This window comes from Nocardiopsis halophila DSM 44494 (genome assembly GCF_000341245.1).
In the GTDB taxonomy this organism is placed as follows: Bacteria; Actinomycetota; Actinomycetes; order Streptosporangiales; family Streptosporangiaceae; genus Nocardiopsis_A; species Nocardiopsis_A halophila.
Window position 1 is genome coordinate 1 of the sequence record NZ_ANAD01000228.1, and the last position, 19,588, is coordinate 19,588.

Sequence of the window (19,588 nt, forward strand, 5' to 3'; positions counted from 1 at the left end):
CTAGGGCCTGATCCAAGAAACACCCCCTAACCGGAAATCACCCCAGTGCGGGCCGGCGGGGCGGGGAACGGGTGCCGGAAGGTGAAGGCCTCGGGGGTGGGGCCGTCCGCCGTCAGCCGGGCCAGCCGCTCACCGCCCTCGGCCAGTGTCGGCAGCACGCCGGCGGGGACCCACCACAGCACGAGGCCGGGCCGCCCCAGCGGGGTGAACCACTCGCGCCGCCGGCGCATGTAGTCCAGGTGGCCGTCGTCCCGGTAGGTGAAGGCGCGCAGCGATTCCAGGTCCTCCCATACCGAGAGGTTGACGATCACGTCCGGGCCGAACGGCCGACTGGCGGTGGCGTCGTCGGTGTCCTCGTCGGTGTAGCGCCAGACGAAGCCGGGGGAGGCGTCGGCGAGGGCGTTGATCGGGGCGAGGCCGGCGACGAAGTCCGCCAGCAGAGGGGAGTCGATCGGGGCCTTGAGGGCGGCGATGTTCAGCTGGGCGAGGTGGTGGGAGGTCATGACGGACAGCAGAGCACGTCCCGATTTCTAAGTCAAGAATTATTGTTTTTAGAGATGGCGACGCAGCACCCTCCCGCCGACGGGGCCATCCGGGCGCTGAACCCGCCCCACTCCTCGACCATCCCCCGCACCAGTTCCAGGTTCATCCCGCAGGCCAGCGGAGGAAAGTCGGCGGCGAGCGAGCGGAAGGGGCAGTTGCGGAACCGGACCTGGCCGTCCCCGGGCGCCGTGGTCGGCTCGTACCCGCAGGCCGCGATCGCCCCGGCCAGCTCGTCGAGCGTCCGGGGAGCCCCGCCGCCGTTCCCGCCCGCGGCCGCGCGCCGGCGGCCCTCCTCCCGTGCGGCCGCGTACAGCGCCTCCTCGGCCCCCGCGCGCTCGACCGCTTCGGCCAGCAGCCGCGCCGCCGCCTCGTACTCGCGCGGCGGGAGGTGCAGGCTGACCTCCCGGTCGGCGCGGCGGTACACCTTCGCCGGGCGCCCCGCCCCCGGCCCCTGACGCCCGGAGAGCCGCCGCCGCTCCACCTCCAGCAGGCCGGCGCCGGCCAGCCGGTCCAGGTGGAAGGCGGCCAGGGTGCGGGTCAGGTCCAGGGCCTCGGCGGCCTCGGCCCGGCCGGCCTCGCCCCGCTCGCACACGAACCGGTACAGGCGGCGGCGCACCGGGTCGGCCAGCGCCCCCNCGGATGCATCATCGGCCGTCTGTCGCGCGCGGCCGTCCGCGGAGTCCTCGGTCACCCCTCCATTGTGCGGCGCACCGCGTCGTCGGCCAGGGCGCGGCCCGCCTCCCCGTAGAGGTGGTGCACCTCGTCGGCGCCGCGCGCGTAGAGCTCGTCGATCTCCTCGGCGTGGGTGACCACCCCCGCCACCACCGGACGGTGGCCGTCGGCGCCCAGGCTCTCCAGCGCGGCGAGGTTGCCCCGCTGGTGGGGCATGGCCAGCACGACGAGGTCGACCTCGTCGGACAGGGTGAGCCGGTCCCAGAAGTCGGAGTCGGTGGCGTCGCCCTCCACGACCCGGTAGCCCGCCGCGCGCAGCCGCTCCACGGTGGCCGGGTCGTGCTCGATACCGACCGCGGCGATCCCGTACGCCTCGTGCAGCCGGTCGTAGGCGCCCCGCCCGACCCGGCCCATCCCCAGCACGACGGCCCGCGCCCCGTCCAGGTCGATGGGCCGGTCGCTCGGCAGCAGGTCCGCGCGCTCCCGCCGGCGCAGCCACGGCGCGACGGCGCGGTAGACCTCCTCCCCGCGCGTGTTCAGCGGGGCCGAGGCCAGGAAGCTCAGCGCCACGGCCAGCGCCAGCGCCACCAGCCAGTCGTCGCTCAGCCACCCCTGCTCCCCCGCCAGCGCGCCTACGATCAGCCCGAACTCCGAGTAGGTGGCCAGCGCGATCCCCGTCAGCAGGGCGGTGCGCCCGCGCAGCCGGAAGCGCAGGAACAGCGCGGCGAACAGCGCCCCCTTGACCGGTACCAGGAGCAGCAGGGCGATCGCCAGGAGCACCGTCTCCCAGGTCGGCATCCCGGTCAGGCCGATGCTCAGGAAGAACCCGACCAGGAACAGCTCCTTCAGCGAGAACAGCGTCTTGGCCAGCGGCGGGGCGTTGGCGGCGGGGGCCAGCAGGACGCCGAGGGCCAGCGCGCCGAGGTCGCCCTTGACGCCCACCAGGTCGAACAGGGCGTAGCCGAGCACGAGCGCGGCCGCCACCCCGAACAGCACCTGCATCTCGCCGTGGCCGATCCGGTCCAGCAGCCGCCGCAGCAGCGGGGCCGCGGGCACCAGCAGCGGCAGCAGCAGCGCCCACGGGGAGGGCAGGCCGCCGCCGGAGGCGGTGAGGAAGACGACCGCGAAGACGTCCTGCATGACCAGCACGCTGATGGCCAGGCGACCGTACAGCGACCCCATCTCGCTGCGCCCCTCCAGTACCTTGACCGCGAACACGGTGCTGGAGAAGGACAGGGCGAACCCGAGCACCAGCAGCCCGGTCCAGTCCGTGCCCTGGAGCAGGGACAGGCCGGTCAGCTTGATCGCTCCGAGGGCGAGCGCGCCCAGCGGCGCCGAGAGCGCCATGTGGGCGGTCGCCGAGCCCCACACCTCGGCCCTGAGCAGGCTGCGCACGTCGAGCTTGAGGCCGATGGTGAACAGCAGCAGCGTCACGCCCAGGTCGGCGACGGCGTCCAGCTCCGGGGTGAGCGTGTAGCCCATCCCGTTGAGCACGAACCCGGCGATGAGGAACCCCGCGAGCGGAGGCAGCCGCACCGCCGTGGCGGCGAGCCCGCCGGCGAATGCGGCGGCGATGAATGCGGGTTCCATGGTCCCCCTCGCTTCCGGGCGTTGCGCGTCCCGGTCGGCGCGCCGGGGGCCTGCGGTCCGGCGGTCCGGCCGATGCCGCGCGCTCTGCGGACGGGCGTCACGAGTGTTAAGAAATCGTATGGAGTCGCATCCGCCGCGTACACAGGCGGGCCCCCGTGTACCATTCGCCGACCGAAAAGCGCGGCCGCCGGCGCCCGGTGTCCCCTCCGCGGACGCGTACGATCGGTGCCGCCTATGAGAACGATCAGCCGCGGTGGCGAGCACGAACTCGACATCAAGAAGTCCCGGTTCATCTGCGCGATGGCGCGCGTCGGCTCGGAGGACGAGGCGCGCGCCTTCATCGCCGAGCGGCGCAAGGCCCACTGGAGCGCCAACCACAACTGCAGCGCCTACGTCCTCGGCGACGACGGCGGAGTGCAGCGCTCCAGCGACGACGGCGAGCCCTCCGGCACCGCCGGGGTGCCCATGCTGGAGGTGCTGCGCCACCGCGGCGTGACCGACACGGTCGCCGTGGTCACCCGCTACTTCGGCGGCGTCAAGCTCGGGGCGGGCGGGCTGATCCGCGCCTACGGCGGCGCCGTCTCCGCCGCGCTCGACGCGTTCGGGCTGCTGGAGCGCCGCACCCTGCTCGTCGTCGCGGTGGTGGCCGACTACCTGCAGGCCGGGCGGCTGGAGAGCGAGCTGCGCTCCTCCGCCTACACCGTTCGGGAGGTGGAGTACGGGGCCGACGTGCGCATCGACGTCGCCCTGAGCGAGGACGAACTGGAGGGCTTCCGCGCCTGGCTGGCCGAGGCCACGGCGGGCCAGGCCGTCTGTGAGGTGCAGGGCAGCACCGTGGTCGAGGTGCCCCCGGAGCCCGGCGAAGGGTGAGCCCGGAGCCCGGCGAAGGGTGAGCCCGGCAAAGGGGCGTATCCGGCCGGCGCCCGGCGTTCTAGGATGCGCCTACGGAACGTCGTCCAAGGGAGTGGGCAATGTGCACCACGCGGCGGGCCCAGGGCGCCGTGCTCCTCGCGGGAGTCGTGGCCCTCGCGAGTGCCGCGTGCACGCCTGAGGGGCCGGAGCCGCCCGACCCCTCGCCCAGCCCGCTGCCCACCGCCTTCGGCGGTGAACGGCCGCCCGGGGTCGAGGGGGATCCGGTGCGCCACCTGCACGGGTCCGGTTCCGACGGTCCCGACATCCTCGACGACGACATGGGCGTGCGCATCCAGGGCGTCGGCGGCTCCTTCCTCATCAGCTCCAACAGCGAGGAGCGCCACCTGCTCCAGCGCGCTTCGGACGGCGAGACCCTCTGGCAGGGCGGGGAACGGGTGGTCGGCTTCACCCGCGCGCCCGACGGCGGACCCGCGCTGCGCCTCGCCAGCGCCGAGGGCGACGGCGCGAGCGTGATCGACGACGAGGGCGCGACCGTCTGGGAAGGCGGTGGCCGCGACGTCTACGTGCCCGGCTTCTCGGTGCGCCGCCCTGAGGGGTGGACGCCCGAGGAGCCGTACGGGGAGTTCACGGTGACCGGCCCCGAGGGGGACGGCCCCCGATGGGAGTACGCGTTCGAGGCGCCCCCGGGGGAGCAGGAGGAGGGCGCCGGTCCGCCGGACTCCGACGTCGGACGGCTCGGTGTGCCCGTCGGTGCCGACGAAGGGGTCCTGCTCCTCGACGACGGCGCGGGGCTGCTCCAGGCCCGCGACCCCGGCGACCCCGACGAGCCGCTGTGGAGCACCGCCGGGGACGCCTCCGGACTCCTCGGCGACGGTGCCGTCCCGCGCCCGGTCCCGCAGATCATCGGCCACTACCGCCTCCCCGAGCCGGACGGCCTGGACGACCCGGACGCCTCTGAAGACGCTGAGGACACCGAGGAAACCGAGGGCACCGAGGGCGGAACCGAGGACGGCGACGGAGACGGGGCCGCCCCTTCGGCCCCTGAGGACACGGAGGGCGCGGACGCTGAGGAGGACGCCGAGGAGGACACCGTCCCCGCCGTGCTCGTGCGCTGGATCCGCCCTGAGGAGCCCTCCCTGCTGTCCATGCACGACCTGCACACGGGCGAGGTCGCCTGGACCCTCTCCGAGCCCGGCACCAACCCCGCCGATCCCGGCTTCTCCCCGGATCCGGTCGCCGGGACCGTCCACGACTCCGAGACCGGAACCCTCCTGCTTCCCCAGGCCGGAGGTGCGACGCCGATGATGGCCGTGGACACCGCCACGGGGGAGCGGCTCTGGGAGTTCGAGGGCGAGGAGGAGCGGGCGCTCGCCCCGGCGTTCGCCGCGCAGGGGTTCGTCTACGGTGACGCGCGCGGCGCCGACGACACCGACAGCGCGCAGGTCGTCCTGGAGGCGCGCACCAAGGACGCCGTCGCCGAGGGCATGGACGCCTATGTCGAGGCCGTCAGCGCAGACGGGTACGCGGTGGTCGTGTACGACCGCCAGCGCTTCGTCTTCCCGCCCTCCGGCGGGGGCTGACCGCCTGGGCCGGAGCGCGCGCCGCCCGGACCCCGGATACCGGGGGCGAAGACTGAACGTGCCGCCATCGGGCACGTGGTCTCCGACACTTTCTGCGCACCCCGCTCGGTTCCTCGCAGAACCCCGTTCTATAGCATCTCGGAGTATGGACATGCCGGACAGTCAGACGGGCGGCGACCCGGTCCCGGGCTCCGCGTTCCCCCGCGCTTCCCGCGAGCAGTGGCGGTCGCTCGTGGCCGGGGTGCTGAAGAAGACCGGTGTCGAGGTGGGCCCCGACGCCTCGGAGCCCGAGGCCCTGCTGGCTTCGGCGACCTATGACGGCATCACCCTCAGCCCGCTCTACACCCCCGAGGACGGCCTCGACTCCGGCTTCCCCGGCCTCTCCCCCTTCACCCGCGGCGGGCGCCCCGACGGGGCCGCGGCCGCCTCCGGGTGGCAGGTCCGCCAGCTGCACGCCGACCCCGACCCCGCGCGCACCCGCCGCGCCGTGCTGGCCGACCTGGAGAACGGGGTCGGCGCACTGTGGCTGCGGGTCGGCGAGGGCGGGCTGCCCCCCTCCGGCCTGCGCGAGGCGCTGACCGACGTGTACCTGGACATGGCCCCGGTCCACCTGGAGCCCGGCGCCGACCACCGCGCCGCCGCCGACGCGCTGCTCCAGGTCTGGGCCGACTCCGGCGCCCCCGGCGGCTCGGCCGTCGGCGGCCTGGGCATCGACCCGCTCGCCGCCCGGATGCGCGGGCAGGACGCCGACCCGGCCGACGCGGCGGCCACCGCCCGGGACCTCGGCGCCCGCCACCCCCGCCTGCTGCTGATGGCCGCCGACGCCACCCCCGTCCACGACGCGGGCGGCTCGGAGGCCCAGGAGCTGGGCACCGCCATGGCGGTCGGCGCCTCCTACCTGCGCCTGCTCACCGAGGCCGGCCTCGGCCTGGCCGAGGCGGCCGCCCGCATCGAGTTCCGCCTGGCGGCCTCGGCCGACCAGTTCCTGACCATCGCCAAGCTGCGCGCCGCCCGCGCCATGTGGGCGCGGGTCTGCGAGGCGTGCGGGCTGGGCGAGGAGCACCGGTCGATGCGGCTGCACGCGGTGACCTCGGACGCGATGATGACCCGCCGCGACCCGTACGTGAACATGCTCCGCACCACCCTGGCCTGCTTCGGCGCCGGGGTCGGCGGGGCCGACGCGGTCACCGTGCGCCCCTTCGACTCCGCGCTGGGCCTGCCCGACGGCTTCGCCCGGCGCATCGCCCGCAACACCCAGACGCTGCTGGTGGAGGAGGCGCACCTGGCGCAGGTCATCGACCCGGCCGGGGGCGCCTTCTTCGTGGAGCGGCTCACCGCCGACCTGTACGCCCAGGGGTGGGCGTTCTTCCAGGAGCTGGAGGCCGCCGGCGGCCTGCCCCGGGCGCTCGACTCCGGCCTGCTGCGCGACCGGGTCGACGAGGTGTGGGAGCGCCGCCGGGACGCCGTCGCGCACCGCACCGACCCGGTGACCGGGGTCAGCGAGTTCCCGCTGCTCTCCGAGGAGCTGCTGGAGCGCACGCCGGCCCCGGCCCTGTACACCGGGCAGGACTCCCCCTCCCTCCTGCCGGCCCGCCGCTACGCCCAGGACTTCGAGGAGCTGCGCGAGCGCTCGGACGCCCACCGCGACGCCACCGGCGCCCGCCCCGCCGTCTTCCTGGCCACCCTGGGACCGGTCGCCGCGCACACCGCGCGCGCCTCCTTCGCGGCCAACCTGCTGCAGGCCGGGGGGATCGAGGCGCTGGGCGGCGGCACCGCCGGCGGGCCGGCCGAGGCCGCCGAGGCGTTCGCCGCCGCCGGGGCCGAGGTGGCCTGCCTGTGCTCCAGCGACGCGGTCTACGACGAGCACGCCGCCGAGGCGGTGCGCGCCCTGCGCGGCGCGGGCGCGCGCAGCGTGCTGCTGGCGGGAAAGCCGCTCGACGAGTACCGGGCGGCCGGCGCGGACGGCTTCCTGTACACCGGGGCCGACGCCCTGGACCTGCTCAAGGGACTGCACGAGACGCTGGGGGTGGGCCGATGACCACGGGTGCGGGCGGGGGCCGGGAGGCGGTCCCCGACTTCAGCACGGTTCCACCGGGCGCGGTGGGGCCGCCGCCCGGGGCGGGCGCCGCCGGGGCGGAGGCCTGGCGGGCGGCGCTGGCCGAGGCCACCGGCAAGGACCCGGACGCGTTCGTGTGGGAGACCCCCGAGGGCATCGGGGTGCGGCCGCTGTACACCGCCGCCGACACCGAGGGGCTGGACTTCGTGTCCGGCTACCCGGGCATCGCCCCCTACCTCCGGGGCCCCTACCCGACCATGTACGTCAACCAGCCCTGGACGGTGCGCCAGTACGCCGGCTTCTCCACCGCCGAGGAGTCCAACGCCTTCTACCGGCGCAACCTGGCGGCGGGACAGAAGGGCCTGTCGGTCGCCTTCGACCTGGCCACCCACCGCGGCTACGACTCCGACCACCCGCGGGTCTCCGGGGACGTGGGCATGGCCGGGGTGGCGATCGACTCCATCTACGACATGCGGCAGCTCTTCGACGGCATCCCGCTGGACCGGATGAGCGTGTCGATGACCATGAACGGCGCGGTGCTGCCGGTGATGGCGCTGTACATCGTCGCCGCCGAGGAGCAGGGGGTGGCGCCGGAGAAGCTGGCGGGGACCATCCAGAACGACATCCTCAAAGAGTTCATGGTCCGCAACACCTACATCTACCCGCCGGCCCCGTCGATGCGGATCATCTCCGACATCTTCGCCTACACCTCGAACCGGATGCCCCGGTTCAACTCCATCTCCATCTCCGGCTACCACATGCAGGAGGCGGGGGCCACCGCCGACCTGGAGCTGGCCTACACCCTGGCCGACGGCGTGGAGTACATCCGTGCCGGGCAGGGCGCCGGGCTGGACGTGGACGCGTTCGCGCCCCGGCTGTCCTTCTTCTGGGCCATCGGCATGAACTTCTTCATGGAGGTGGCCAAGCTGCGCGCCGCGCGGCTGCTCTGGGCCGACCTGGTGCACGGCTTCGGCGCGCAGAACCCCAAGTCGCTGTCGCTGCGCACCCACTCCCAGACCTCGGGCTGGTCGCTGACGGCCCAGGACGTGTTCAACAACGTGGTGCGCACCTGCGTGGAGGCGATGGCCGCCACCCAGGGGCACACCCAGTCGCTGCACACCAACGCCCTGGACGAGGCGCTGGCCCTGCCCACCGACTTCTCGGCGCGCATCGCCCGCAACACCCAGCTGGTGCTGCAGCAGGAGTCGGGCACCACCCGCAGCATCGACCCCTGGGGCGGCAGCCACTACGTCGAGCGCCTCACCGCCGAGCTGGCCCAGCGCGCCCGCGCGCACCTCCGGGAGGTGGAGGAGGCCGGGGGCATGGCCGCCGCCATCGACGCGGGGATCCCCAAGATGCGCATCGAGGAGGCGGCCGCCCGCACCCAGGCGCGCATCGACTCGGGCCGCCAGCCCGTCATCGGGGTGAACAAGTACCGGCCGGACACCCCCGACGAGATCGAGGTGCTCAGGGTCGACAACAGCCGGGTGCGGGCCGAGCAGCTGGAGAAGCTGCGGCGGCTGCGCGAGGAGCGGGACGAGGAGGCGACCCGGGCCGCCCTGGAGCGGCTGACCGACGCAGCCGCGAAGGAGCCCGGCGCCGGGACCCTGGAGAACAACCTGCTGGCGGCGGCGGTGGACGCGGCGCGGGCCAAGGCGACCGTGGGGGAGATCTCCGACGCCATGGAGCGGGTGTTCGGGCGGCACTCCGGGCAGATCCGCACCATCCAGGGCGTGTACCGACAGGAGGCGTCGTCGGCGAAGGGGGCCGCTGAGGCGATGGATTCCGTCGCGGACAAGGTGGAGCGGTTCGAGGAGCAGGAGGGGCGCCGTCCCCGCATCCTGGTCGCCAAGATGGGCCAGGACGGCCACGACCGCGGGCAGAAGGTGATCGCCACCGCCTTCGCCGACCTGGGCTTCGACGTGGACGTGGGCCCGCTGTTCCAGACCCCGGGCGAGGTGGCGGTCCAGGCGGCCGAGTCCGACGTGCACGTGATCGGGGTGTCGTCGCTGGCGGCGGGGCACCTGACGCTGGTCCCGGCGCTGCGCGAGGCCCTGGCCGGGCAGGGGCGCGAGGACATCATGGTCGTGGTCGGCGGGGTGATCCCCCCGGCCGACCACGACGCGCTGGTCGAGGCCGGCGCCGCCGCGGTCTTCGGCCCCGGAACGGTGATCGCCGAGGCGGCGGCGGGCCTGATCGACCGGCTCGCCGCCGAGCTGGGGCACGCGTGAGCGGGCGGCGCTTCGACGTGGACGCCCTGGCCGAAGGGGTGCTGGCGGGCCACCGCCCCACCCTGGCCCGGGCGGTCACCCTGGTCGAGTCGCGCCGTCCCGACCACGCCGAGCGCGCCCAGGAGCTGCTGGTGCGGCTGCTCCCGCACAGCGGCAAGGCGCACCGGGTGGGCATCACCGGGGTGCCCGGGGTGGGCAAGTCGACCTTCATCGACGCGCTCGGCACCGCGCTGACCGGCCGCGGCCACCGGGTGGCCGTGCTGGCGGTGGACCCCTCCTCCACCCGCAGCGGCGGCAGCATCCTCGGTGACAAGACCCGCATGGCGCGGCTGGCGGTGGACCCCGACGCCTTCGTCCGCCCCTCGCCCACCGCCGGCACGCTGGGCGGGGTGGCCCGCGCCACCCGGGAGACCATGGTGCTCATGGAGGCCGCCGGGTTCGACGTGGTGCTGGTGGAGACCGTGGGCGTGGGCCAGTCGGAGGTGGCGGTGGCCGGGATGGTCGACTGCTTCTGCTTTCTGACCCTGGCCCGCACCGGCGACCAGCTGCAGGGCATCAAGAAGGGCGTGCTGGAGCTGGTCGACGTGGTCGCGGTGAACAAGGCCGACGGCCCGCACGCCGACGACGCCCGCACGGCCGCCCGCGAGCTGGGGCGGGCGCTGCGGATGCTGCGCCCGGTGCACGAGGTGTGGCGCCCCCGGGTGCTCACCTGCAGCGGCCTGACCGGGGAGGGCCTGGACGAGGTGTGGGGGGCGGTGCAGGACCAGCGCCGCGCCCTGGAGGAGTCGGGGGAGTTCGCCGAGCAGCGCAGCCGCCAGCAGGTGGCGTGGATGTGGGCGCAGGTGCGCGAGCGGCTGATGGACCGCCTGGAGCGCGATCCGCGGGTCGCCTCCGAGGTGCCCGGCCTGGAGGAGGCGGTGCGCACCGGGGAGCGGACCGCGACGCAGGCCGCCGACCGCATCCTGGAGGGGTTCCTGCGCGGCGTCGGGGGCGTCCCGGACGCCGGAGAATGACGCAGGCCACAGCGCACACGGGGTTCACCGCGCCGTGTGCGGACGAAAATAACTTCCGAATCGGCATTCCCGTCACGCCGATCGGCTAATACCGTGGGTGGTCAGGGATGCGCGCGCGACCGGCGAGGGGAGCCGGGCGCCCGGCCGGTGCGCCGGGGCGGGCGGACGCGGCCGAGCCGCGGTCGGGCGGCATGGGGACCCCTCACCATCAGTGGGGCTGGGAGGAGTGAACGTGCACAGGCTTGGGCTCGGCACCCGGGTCGAGAACCACACCGTGATCGTCACGGTGGAGGGCGACCTCGACATCGCGACGGCCGGGGATCTCCAGGGGCATGTCATGGAGGCCGTGGGCGAGCACGGTCCGTGGCTGATCCTGGACCTGAGCGCGTTGGAGTTCATGGACTCCAGCGGGCTCAACGCCGTCATCCACATCTACCGCGCGGTCAAGGAGCGGGGCGGCAGCCTGGCGCTCGCCGCGCCCAACGACCGCGTCACCAAGGTGGTCCGGCTGGTCGGACTGCACCGGCAGGTCCCGGTGCACCGCACCGTGCCGGTGGCGGTCAGCGCCATGAAGGCGCTGGAGGCCAAGCAGGCCGGCTGACCCCCCGAACGAGGCTCTCCCCGTGGACCTCTCCTGGAACCACAACGCGCACTACCACGGCCTGCTGCTGAGCCGTGTGCCGCGGCCGTGCACCCGCGCCCTGGACGTGGGCTGCGGCGACGGCCGGTTCGCGCGGCGGCTGGCGGCGGTGGCCGCACAGGTGGACGCGATCGACCCCGACCCCCGCATGGTCGACGCGGCCCGCGCCCGCACCCCCGAGCGGATGGACGTGCGCTTCACCAAGGCGGCGCTGGGCGAGATCGACCTGGAGCCCGGCGCCTACGGCTTCGTGTCCGCCATCGCCAGCCTGCACCACTTGCCCGCCGCCGAGTTCGGCGACGCGCTGCGCCGCCTGGAGGCGGCGCTGGCGCCCGGCGGGGTGCTCGCCGTGCTGGGGCTGTACCGCGAGGAGACCGCGGACGACCGGGCCGCCTCGGCCGCCGCCCTGCTGCCGCAATGGACGATGGGCGCGTCGCTGGCCGCCGGCCGCGCGCTGACCGGGGTGCCGGACCCGGCCGAGCCGGGGATGCCGGTGGCCGAACCGGAGATGGGATTGCGCCGCATCGCCGCCGAGGCCGGCCGCGTGCTGCCCGGGGTCCGAGTGCGGCGGCTGCTGTTCTGGCGGTACTCGCTCTTCTACACGCGGCCCTGACCCGCCGCCGGCGCCCGGCCGTGCCCCCGCCGCGCCTCGGCCGTCCCACCCGTACCGCGAGGTAGTGTCGCCGCATGCCCACACCCGACTTCATCCTGGCGCTGCGCAAGCACGTCGGCCACGAGAAGCTGTTCCTCACCGGCGTGACGGGGGTCGTCATCGGCGACGGCGCCACCGGGCCGCGGGACCGGGTGCTGCTGCACCGCCGGGCCGACGACGGGGGGTGGTCGCCGCCGGGCGGCATCCTGGAGCCGGGCGAGCAGCCGGCGGCCGCGCTGGTCCGCGAGGTCGAGGAGGAGACCGGTGTGCGGGTGGTCCCCGAACGCGTGGCCGGCGTGGTCACCGGCGAGCCGTTCACCTACGCCAACGGGGACGTGGTGCAGTTCATCGACATCTCCTTCCGGTGCCGCCCGGTCGGCGGCGCGGCCCGGGTCGACGGCGACGAGTCCCTGGCCGTGGACTGGTTCCCGGTCGACGCCCTGCCGCCCATGCCCGACCGCGTCCTGGACCGCATCCACCGCGCCCATGAGGACGGCGAGGCCTGGTTCGTGCCGGCCGGGTAGGCGGCGACGGGCCCGGCGCCCGTGGACTCACACCGGGACGACCGCCACCCGCTCTCCGCAGAGCCGCCTCATGTCATCGGGATCAGAGGTGAGAAGGGCGACGGGACCCGGCTGGCGCAGCGCGACCTCTGCGACGGTGGCATCGATCGCGTGTTTGTGGCCGTGGACGCCTGCCTCCTTGAGGAGGCGCGCGGCCGACACCGCCGCCTGCTCGGTCACCGGCTCGATCTTGAGTTGGGACAGGATCCAGTGCATGCGCGCCGGGTTCGTCCGTGCGTGGCTGACTTCGATGATGGTGTTGGCGCCGATCACCAGCGCGCTCTTCGCCGAGCTGAACCTCTGCAACATCGCTACGACCTTGCGGTCGTTCTCCAGCCAGGCCGAGAGCCCCTGGGAGTCCAGTACGACGGTCGCCGGGTTCGTGGTCATGCGGCCCTGTTTCCCGACTCGCCTGTGTCCTGTCGGAACGCGGAATCGATACGCTCCTGAGCTTCGGCCAGCTCCTCCTCAGTGAACTCACCGAACTCCTCTTGATGGAGCCGCAGTTCCTCTTCAAGGCGATGATGTCGGATCTGTTGAGCGATGGCCTCTGCCGCATAGGCCGAGACGTTGTCGGTCAACTCCTTCAGCGCTTCGACCTGCTCCTTCGGGAGCGTCACGGTGATGCGTGTGGTGTCGGCCATGCTCTCATCATACTCAAGTAAGCGGCTCGTGTCCGGAGAACGGCGGATCGCCGGTCAAGCGGCCGCCACCCGGCCGCGCATGACCGCCCAGTGCAGGACCGCGCCGAGTGCGGCGCCCAGGATCCAGGCGAAGCCGGAGAGGAACTCCAGGGCGGGCAGCCACACCGCCGCGATCGAGAAGACCGACGCGGCGGCGAACACCGCCATGGCGCGCAGGTTCCACCCCCGGGTGTAGTGGTAGGGGCCGTCCGGTGCGGAGGAGTACAGGGCCTGCACGTCCAGGCGCTGCCGGCGCAGCAGGTAGTAGTCGGCGACGATGATCCCGAACAGCGGCGCCAGCACCGCCCCCAATGTGTCCACGAACGCCGCGATGCCGATGCCCTCGATGAACGCCACCCACAGGCCGCCGACCACGAAGCCCACCGCCGCGGTGACCAGGCCGCCGGTGAAGGCGGTGATGCGCGAAGGCGCCAGGTTGGCCAGCGCGTACACCGGCGGGATGAAGTTGGCGACCAGGTTGATCCCCACCGTCGCGACGAAGAAGGTCAGCGCCGCCACCACGGTGAGCGCGGTGTTGTCCACCTGCTCGACGATGTCGGAGGGGTTGGTCAGGGCTTCGCCGTACAGCACCCCGGTGCCGGCGGTGATCATCAGCGCCAGGAAGGAGAACACGGCCAGGCTCACCGGCAGCCCCAGCAGGTTGCCGAGCTTCATGGACCGCTCCGAACGGACGAAGCGGGCGAAGTCGCCGTAGTTGACGACCACCGCCGCGAAGTAGGCCACCATCGTGCCCACGACCGCGAAGAAGGCGCCGACGCCGCCGGCCTGCTCGGAGCCGCCCTGCGAGCCTGAGAAGACGGTGCCGATCTCGGCGAGCAGTCCGCCTCCGGCACGCCACCAGATCACCGCCATCAGGGCGATCATCACCGCGTAGACCGCCGGGCCCGCCCAGTTCAGGAACGTGCCGATCCACCGCATGCCGCCCACGAACAGGGCGAGCTGGAACACCGCCACGATGGCGTAGGACAGCCACCCCACCGCCGACATCCCCAGGAACGTCGCGTCCGGGCCGGGCCCGAACAGCGCGGTGATCATCAGCGCCACCGCCGTCGAGGCGAAATAGGTCTGGGCGCCGTACCAGAACACCGCGGTGACCGCCCGCAGCATCGTCGGGAACTGGGTGCCGTAGACCCCCAGGGAGGCGCGGGCCACCACCGCGTAGGGGATGCCGTGCCGGACGCTGGGGCGGCCGACCAGGTTGCACAGCACCATGATGATGACGCCGGCGAGCATGATGCCCGCGAACACGGCCCACCCGTTCAGGCCGTAGGAGACGAAGAGGGTGGCGGCGAGCGTGTAGCCGAACAGGCTCTGGATGTCGTTCGACCACACGTTGAAGATCTCGAAGGTGCCCCAGGTGCGCTTCTTCTGCGGGAGCGGTGCGATGTCGTCGTTGTACAGCGCCGGGTCGGCGCCCGGGACGGACGCGGGCGCGGCGGCCGCCTGGTCGGTGGCGGGGGCCGGGGCCGCTGTCGTGGGGTCGGTCATGGCGGGTCCTCGGAATCGGCGGGTGGGGATGCGGCGGAGCGCCTCAGATGTCGGAGCGGGCCCGGTCCTGGGGGAGGTCGGCGACGGACGGGCGGGAGAAGGCGTCGGTCGCCGGGTCGTAGACCCAGCTCGCCCCGACGCTGGTGGCCAGGTAGTCGTCCGGGCGCTCGGCGCCGATCTCGGCCTGCGGGTGGCGCGGCAGGATCCACGCCTTCATCAGCACGAGGTAGGCGGCGAAGGCGACCGGGAAGCCGATGACGTAGGCGTAGTCGGGCTGCCAGAGCGCGATCGCGGAGGCGGAGGACCAGGCGATCAGCGCCGCCGGGTTGAACCCGCGGGCGTACCGGTACTGCCCGTCGGGGCGGTACAGGTCGGGCACGTTCACCCGGCGGCGGCGCAGCACGTAGTAGTCGGCGATCATGATCCCGGCGATGGCCGCGATGAACCCGCCGTAGTAGCTCAGGAAGGTGAACAGGTTGTCCAGCAGCAGCCAGGGCATCACCGCGGTGCCGACGGCGCCCGCCAGCACCACGCCCATCCGGTAGGACAGCCGGGGCGCGGCCGCGTTGACGAAGTTCAGCGCCGCCGGGACCACGTTGGCGGCGGTGTTGGTGGACCACTGGGCGAGCAGCACCATCACCAGGAGCACCCCGAGCACGGCCCCCGTGCTCTGCTCGCGGATGACGTCGATGGGGTTCCAGTTCCCGGTGACGATGAAGGAGACCGCGCCGATGAAGGCGATCCAGGTCTGCATCGCCGGCAGCACCGCGAACTGGGCCACGATGACGTTGCGGTTGCGCCGGAGGAAGCCGCGGTCCCCGGACGGGGCGGCCACGAACCGGGTGATGTTGGGGATGTCCACCGCCAGCGGCGCCCACACCACCATGTTCACCAGGAACAGGGCGAGCAGGGTGGTGTCGCCGTCGCCGGCGAAGGTCCAGATGTTGCGCCCCTCCAGCTCGGCGATGCCGTCCAGGGTGAGGTACATCCACAGCGAGATGGCCAGGATGCACGGGGCCGCCAGGGAGGCCAGGCGCTCAACGGCCTTGATGCCCAGCGCCACGTTGACCACCTGCACGGCCAGGAACACCGCGTACCACACCGGCCAGGAGCTGAACCCGGTCCAGTACTCGACCAGCCCGTTGATCGCCAGGGCGCCCAGGTAGGTCTGGATGCCGAACCAGCACGCGGCGACCAGGCCGCGGGAGACCGACGGGAAGTGGGTGCCGACGGTGCCGAAGGGGGCGCGCAGGTAGACGGCGAAGGAGAGCCCGTGCTCGGTGCCGATGTCGGCGGTGAGCGTCATGACCACCGCCAGCGCCAGGGTGGCGGTGAAGACCACCGCCATCACCTGTGCGAGCGGGACGCCGCCCTCCACGCCGTTGGCGCCGTACTGGAAGGTCACGATGACCACCGCCAGCCCGACCCAGATCCAGGCGAACCCCCACACCGAGATGGGGCGCTGGGTCAGCCAGGTGGGCAGGATGGACTCTTCGAGCAGGTGGTTGACGGGGCGGGGGCCGCCGCGTGCCGGGGCGCCGCGGGCGCGACTGCCAGGGGCCGGCGCTTCCATGGGGGATCCTCGCAATCTCCGGGCGGGCCGGGGCTCTGTCTCATGCGTGCGGGGCGGGGGCGCCGTCCAGGGCGGCGCTCAGCGGCCAGTGGGTGATCTCCTTCGGCAGGGGCGGCGCGTAGGCGCCCCTGCGGCCGGTGGACAGGCCCAGCCCGACCAGGGACTCGGCCAGGGCGACCCCGGCGGCCACGCCGTCGACCACCGGGACCCCGGTGGCCTCGCGCACCGCCTCGGCGAGCCCGGCCATTCCGGCGCAGCCGAGCACGATGCTGTCCGCGCCGTCCTCCTCGACGGCGCGCTCGGCCTGGGCGGCGATCGCGCGCAGCGCGGCGCCGTGGTCGCGCTCCAGCTCCAGCACGGGCAGGCCGCTGGCCCGCACCGAGGCGCACCGGGTGTCCAGCCCGGCCAGGCGGAGCCGGGCGCGGATCTGCGGGACCGTGCGCCGCAGGCTGGTGACTACCGCGTACTCCCCGCCCACCAGGCAGGCGAGCTGGGCGGCGGCCTCGGTGATGTCGACGACCGGGGCCGGGCACAGCTCCTGCAGGCCCTCCCGGCCGTGCTCGCCGAACCCGGCCTGCACCACCGCGTCGTAGGGCCCCTCGTAGGAGGCGACCCGGTCCATCACCGCCACCGCCGACAGGTAGCTCTCGAAGTTCCCCTCGACCGATTCGGGGCCGAAGCGGGGGGTCAGCGCAACGATCTCGGTCCCCGGGCGGGCGGCGGACCGGGCCTCGTCGGCCAGCGCGCGGGTCACGCGGTCGGAGGTGTTGACGTTGACCAGCAGGATGCGCATGGGGTCCTTTTCGTCCGGGGCGCGGCGGCCGGTACGGGGCGGGCGGGCGGGACGTGTGATGCCCGCCACGTGGTGTGAAGCTATTACTTCACGAGATATAAAGCAATAGCTTCATGCAGGCGACATCTATACTTAACAGCGCCATGGACGACTCCCCGGAAGCCCCACACGCCGCCACGGCCCTCGCCCGCGCGGGATTCGACGAGCAGCGCTTCGGTGAACGGATCCGCGAGCTGCGCACCGGCCGGGGCCTGTCCCTGCGGGAGCTGGCCGGGCGGCTCGGCATCAGCGCCAGCGCCCTCTCCCAGATCGAACGCGGCAAGATGCGCCCGTCGGTCACCCGGCTGTACCAGATCCTCACCGAGCTCGACGCGCCCATGTCCTCGGCCTTCGGTGAGGAGCCGGCGGACGCCGACAGCGGCGGCGACGGGGGCGATACCGCCGCGCCCGGCTTCCCGCAGTTCCCCGAGGACCCCGGAGGCACCGGCGCACCCGACGGGGTGCAGCTCGTCCGCCGGGACGAGGCCGCCACCCTGGAGCTGGACCACGGGGTGCGCTACCGCCGGCTGTCCCCCGCGGGCGTACGCGGACTGAACTATTTCGAGTCGGTGTACCCGCCCGGGGCGTTCTCCAGCCAGAACGCCGAGTACGTGCGCCACCGCGGCCAGGAGATCGGCAACGTGGTCAGGGGCGTGCTCACCGTGGACGTGGGCTTCGAGACGCACGAGCTGCACCCGGGCGACTCGATCATGTACCCCTCCACCACGCCGCACCGGATCTCCAACCAGGGCGCCGAGACCGCCGTGGCGATCTGGCTCAACCTCGGCTGAGGCCCCGCCGCGCGCACACGAAGAAGGGCGGTGCCCGCGCGCAGGGAGGGGAGGGGCGCGCGGACACCGCCCTGGGCGGAAGGACCGGAGGGGACGGGCCTTCCGCGGTCGCCCTAGAGGGCGAAGTCCAGGAGCCGGCCGGCGATCGTGTACATCACCAGCATGATCAGGGCCAGGGCGATGATGTTGAGGACGGCGCCCCCGCGCATCATCTGGCGGATGCCCACGTGGCCCGAGCCGAACACGATCGCGTTGGGCGGGGTGGCCACCGGCAGCATGAAGGCCAGCGACGCGGCCAGCACCGCGGGCACGACCAGCGTCATCACGTCGGTGCCCACGCCGGCCGCCACACCGGCCATGACCGGGACGAAGGTCGCCGCGGTGGCGGTGTTGCTGGTCAGCTCGGTCAGCAGCAGCACCACGCCGGCCACGAGGAGCACCAGCACCCACACCGGCACCGGGATGCCGCCGACCTGCTCGCCGATCCAGCCGCTCAGCCCGTTCCCGTCGAACTGCTTGGCCAGGCTCAGGCCGCCGCCGAACAGCAGCAGGATGCCCCAGGGCAGCTGCGCCGCGGTCTCCCAGTCGAGCAGCCGGGAGCCGTCGCCCCTGCCGGCGGGCAGGAGGAACAGCAGCACGGCCACGGTCATCGCGATCCCGGCGTCGCTGATGTTCGCCAGCCACGGCACCGCCCCGCCCACGGGCGAGTCGGCCAGCAGCGGCACGCCCACCCAGGAGGCGGCGGCGAGCACGAACATGCCCAGCACCAGCTTCTCCTGGAGCGACATGGGGCCCATCGCGCGCAGCTCGTCGCGGATCAGCTCCCGCCCGCCGTCGAGCTCCTTGATCTGCGGCGGGAAGACCAGGCGGGTCAGCACCAGCCAGGCCGCCACGAGGAAGACCGCGGCCAGCGGCAGGCCGACCATCATCCACTCGGCGAAGCCGACGTGGATGTCGTGGCTCTCGGCCAGGTAGCCGACCATGAACGCGTTGGGCGGGGTGCCGATGACGGTGGCCACCGAGCCGATGGAGGCCGCGTAGGCGATGCCCAGCATCAGCGCGGTCGCGAAGTTGGGGTCGGTGCGCCCGCCGCGCAGCTGGGCCACCATGCCGATCACGGCGACGCCGATCGGCAGCATCATGATGGTGGTGGAGGTGTTGCTGACCCACATCGTGATGAAGCCGGTGGCCAGCATGAACCCGGCGATCAGCATGACCGGGCTGCTGCCCACCGCGGCGACGATGCTCAGGGCGATCCGCCGGTGCAGGTTCCACTTCTGCATGGCCAGGGCCAGCATGAAGCCGCCCATGAACAGGAAGATGATGCCGCTGGCGTAGGGGGCGGCGACGTCGCCGATGTCCGCGCCGACCAGCACCGGGAACAGCACCAGCGGGACCAGCGCGGTGGCCGGCAGCGGGATGGCCTCGGTGGCCCACCAGACGGCCATCAGCCCGGCGATCCCGGCGGTCATCCGGCCCTCGACCGGCAGCGAGTCCGGCAACGCGAGGATGAGCAGGCCCATCACGGCCGGTCCGACGAGCAGGCCGACGGCCTTGCTCGTGAACGAGCCGTTCGGGGCCGGTCCGTCGGCCGCGGGGGCCTCGGCGGCGGGGGTGTCGGAGCCCTGGGCGCTCGACATGGTGTGCAGCCTCCTCAGGAGGTGGGGCGGGGTGGTGCGGGTGCGGGGTTTCCGCGGAATCGCCCCGTTGTCTCCGCGGTCACGGGGTGAGCCTGGTCACTGTGGTCCGGCCCACGCAAACATCGCGGCAAAACTTGGGATTTCTCT

General features: G+C 73.4%; 18 protein-coding genes. 9 read left to right on the top strand and 9 right to left on the bottom strand.

The window, feature by feature from the left end; all coding sequences use genetic code 11:
- Positions 1 to 26: 26 nt before the first annotated feature.
- From D450_RS0124790 to D450_RS0124800, 3 genes are all read right to left on the bottom strand, one after another.
- Entirely contained in the window at positions 27 to 503 is a 477-nt protein-coding gene (locus tag D450_RS0124790; RefSeq protein WP_017541322.1) for a DUF3291 domain-containing protein, read from the bottom strand.
- 32 nt (positions 504 to 535) lie between these two features.
- Positions 536 to 1,234 carry a helix-turn-helix transcriptional regulator gene (locus tag D450_RS0124795; RefSeq protein WP_017541323.1) on the bottom strand — a complete coding sequence of 233 codons (699 nt, stop codon included), beginning with the start codon at positions 1,232 to 1,234 and terminating at the stop codon, positions 536 to 538.
- Positions 1,231 to 2,805 (bottom strand): cation:proton antiporter family protein, encoded by a 1,575-nt coding sequence (locus D450_RS0124800; protein WP_017541324.1) that lies wholly within the window; start codon positions 2,803 to 2,805, stop codon positions 1,231 to 1,233. The genes D450_RS0124795 and D450_RS0124800 overlap by 4 nt, the downstream gene beginning before the upstream one ends.
- A gap of 234 nt (positions 2,806 to 3,039) precedes the next feature.
- On the opposite strand from D450_RS0124800, the gene D450_RS0124805 reads away from it, so the two are divergent.
- From D450_RS0124805 to D450_RS0124840, 8 genes are all read left to right on the top strand, one after another.
- Positions 3,040 to 3,675: a YigZ family protein gene (locus tag D450_RS0124805; RefSeq protein WP_017541325.1), complete on the top strand. Its 636-nt coding sequence runs from the start codon at positions 3,040 to 3,042 to the stop codon at positions 3,673 to 3,675.
- A gap of 101 nt (positions 3,676 to 3,776) precedes the next feature.
- Complete coding sequence (locus D450_RS0124810; protein WP_017541326.1) at positions 3,777 to 5,258, top strand: hypothetical protein; 1,482 nt, start codon at positions 3,777 to 3,779, stop codon at positions 5,256 to 5,258.
- Positions 5,259 to 5,403: 145 nt separating this feature from the next.
- The gene (locus tag D450_RS0124815) at positions 5,404 to 7,296 is read left to right on the top strand and encodes a methylmalonyl-CoA mutase family protein (RefSeq protein WP_026128754.1); all 1,893 of its coding nucleotides are present in this window, start codon (positions 5,404 to 5,406) and stop codon (positions 7,294 to 7,296) included.
- Complete coding sequence (gene scpA / locus D450_RS0124820; RefSeq protein ID WP_017541328.1) at positions 7,293 to 9,545, top strand: methylmalonyl-CoA mutase; 2,253 nt, start codon at positions 7,293 to 7,295, stop codon at positions 9,543 to 9,545. The genes D450_RS0124815 and scpA overlap by 4 nt, the downstream gene beginning before the upstream one ends.
- Positions 9,542 to 10,558 (top strand): methylmalonyl Co-A mutase-associated GTPase MeaB, encoded by a 1,017-nt coding sequence (gene meaB, locus D450_RS0124825; protein ID WP_017541329.1) that lies wholly within the window; start codon positions 9,542 to 9,544, stop codon positions 10,556 to 10,558. Before scpA ends, meaB begins: the two co-directional genes overlap by 4 nt.
- Positions 10,559 to 10,790: 232 nt before the next feature.
- Positions 10,791 to 11,159 (top strand): STAS domain-containing protein, encoded by a 369-nt coding sequence (locus D450_RS0124830; protein ID WP_017541330.1) that lies wholly within the window; start codon positions 10,791 to 10,793, stop codon positions 11,157 to 11,159.
- Between the two features lie 22 nt (positions 11,160 to 11,181).
- Entirely contained in the window at positions 11,182 to 11,811 is a 630-nt protein-coding gene (locus tag D450_RS0124835; RefSeq protein ID WP_017541331.1) for a class I SAM-dependent methyltransferase, read from the top strand.
- Positions 11,812 to 11,885: 74 nt separating this feature from the next.
- The gene (locus D450_RS0124840; RefSeq protein ID WP_017541332.1) at positions 11,886 to 12,374 is read left to right on the top strand and encodes an NUDIX hydrolase; all 489 of its coding nucleotides are present in this window, start codon (positions 11,886 to 11,888) and stop codon (positions 12,372 to 12,374) included.
- 27 nt (positions 12,375 to 12,401) lie between these two features.
- Here the strand turns inward: D450_RS0124840 and D450_RS0124845 are convergent, their stop codons facing one another.
- Genes D450_RS0124845 through D450_RS0124865 form a run of 5 tightly spaced genes read right to left on the bottom strand, consistent with a single transcriptional unit; the run spans position 12,402 to position 16,971 of the window.
- Positions 12,402 to 12,803, bottom strand: coding sequence for a PIN domain-containing protein (locus D450_RS0124845; RefSeq protein WP_017541333.1), 402 nt, complete (start codon positions 12,801 to 12,803; stop codon positions 12,402 to 12,404).
- Complete coding sequence (locus tag D450_RS0124850) at positions 12,800 to 13,057, bottom strand: type II toxin-antitoxin system CcdA family antitoxin (RefSeq protein ID WP_017541334.1); 258 nt, start codon at positions 13,055 to 13,057, stop codon at positions 12,800 to 12,802. Before D450_RS0124850 ends, D450_RS0124845 begins: the two co-directional genes overlap by 4 nt.
- Positions 13,058 to 13,111: 54 nt before the next feature.
- Positions 13,112 to 14,605: an NCS1 family nucleobase:cation symporter-1 gene (locus D450_RS0124855; RefSeq protein WP_017541335.1), complete on the bottom strand. Its 1,494-nt coding sequence runs from the start codon at positions 14,603 to 14,605 to the stop codon at positions 13,112 to 13,114.
- Between the two features lie 43 nt (positions 14,606 to 14,648).
- Positions 14,649 to 16,178, bottom strand: coding sequence for an NCS1 family transporter (locus tag D450_RS0124860; RefSeq protein WP_017541336.1), 1,530 nt, complete (start codon positions 16,176 to 16,178; stop codon positions 14,649 to 14,651).
- A gap of 40 nt (positions 16,179 to 16,218) precedes the next feature.
- Positions 16,219 to 16,971: an aspartate/glutamate racemase family protein gene (locus D450_RS0124865; protein ID WP_017541337.1), complete on the bottom strand. Its 753-nt coding sequence runs from the start codon at positions 16,969 to 16,971 to the stop codon at positions 16,219 to 16,221.
- 143 nt (positions 16,972 to 17,114) lie between these two features.
- Here D450_RS0124865 and D450_RS0124870 point away from each other — a divergent pair, with 143 nt between their 5' ends.
- Positions 17,115 to 17,801, top strand: a complete 687-nt coding sequence (locus D450_RS0124870; RefSeq protein ID WP_017541338.1) for a helix-turn-helix domain-containing protein — start codon at positions 17,115 to 17,117, stop codon at positions 17,799 to 17,801.
- A gap of 113 nt (positions 17,802 to 17,914) precedes the next feature.
- Here D450_RS0124870 and D450_RS0124875 read toward each other — a convergent pair whose 3' ends face one another.
- Positions 17,915 to 19,441 (bottom strand): SLC13 family permease, encoded by a 1,527-nt coding sequence (locus D450_RS0124875; RefSeq protein WP_017541339.1) that lies wholly within the window; start codon positions 19,439 to 19,441, stop codon positions 17,915 to 17,917.
- Positions 19,442 to 19,588 lie beyond the last annotated feature (147 nt).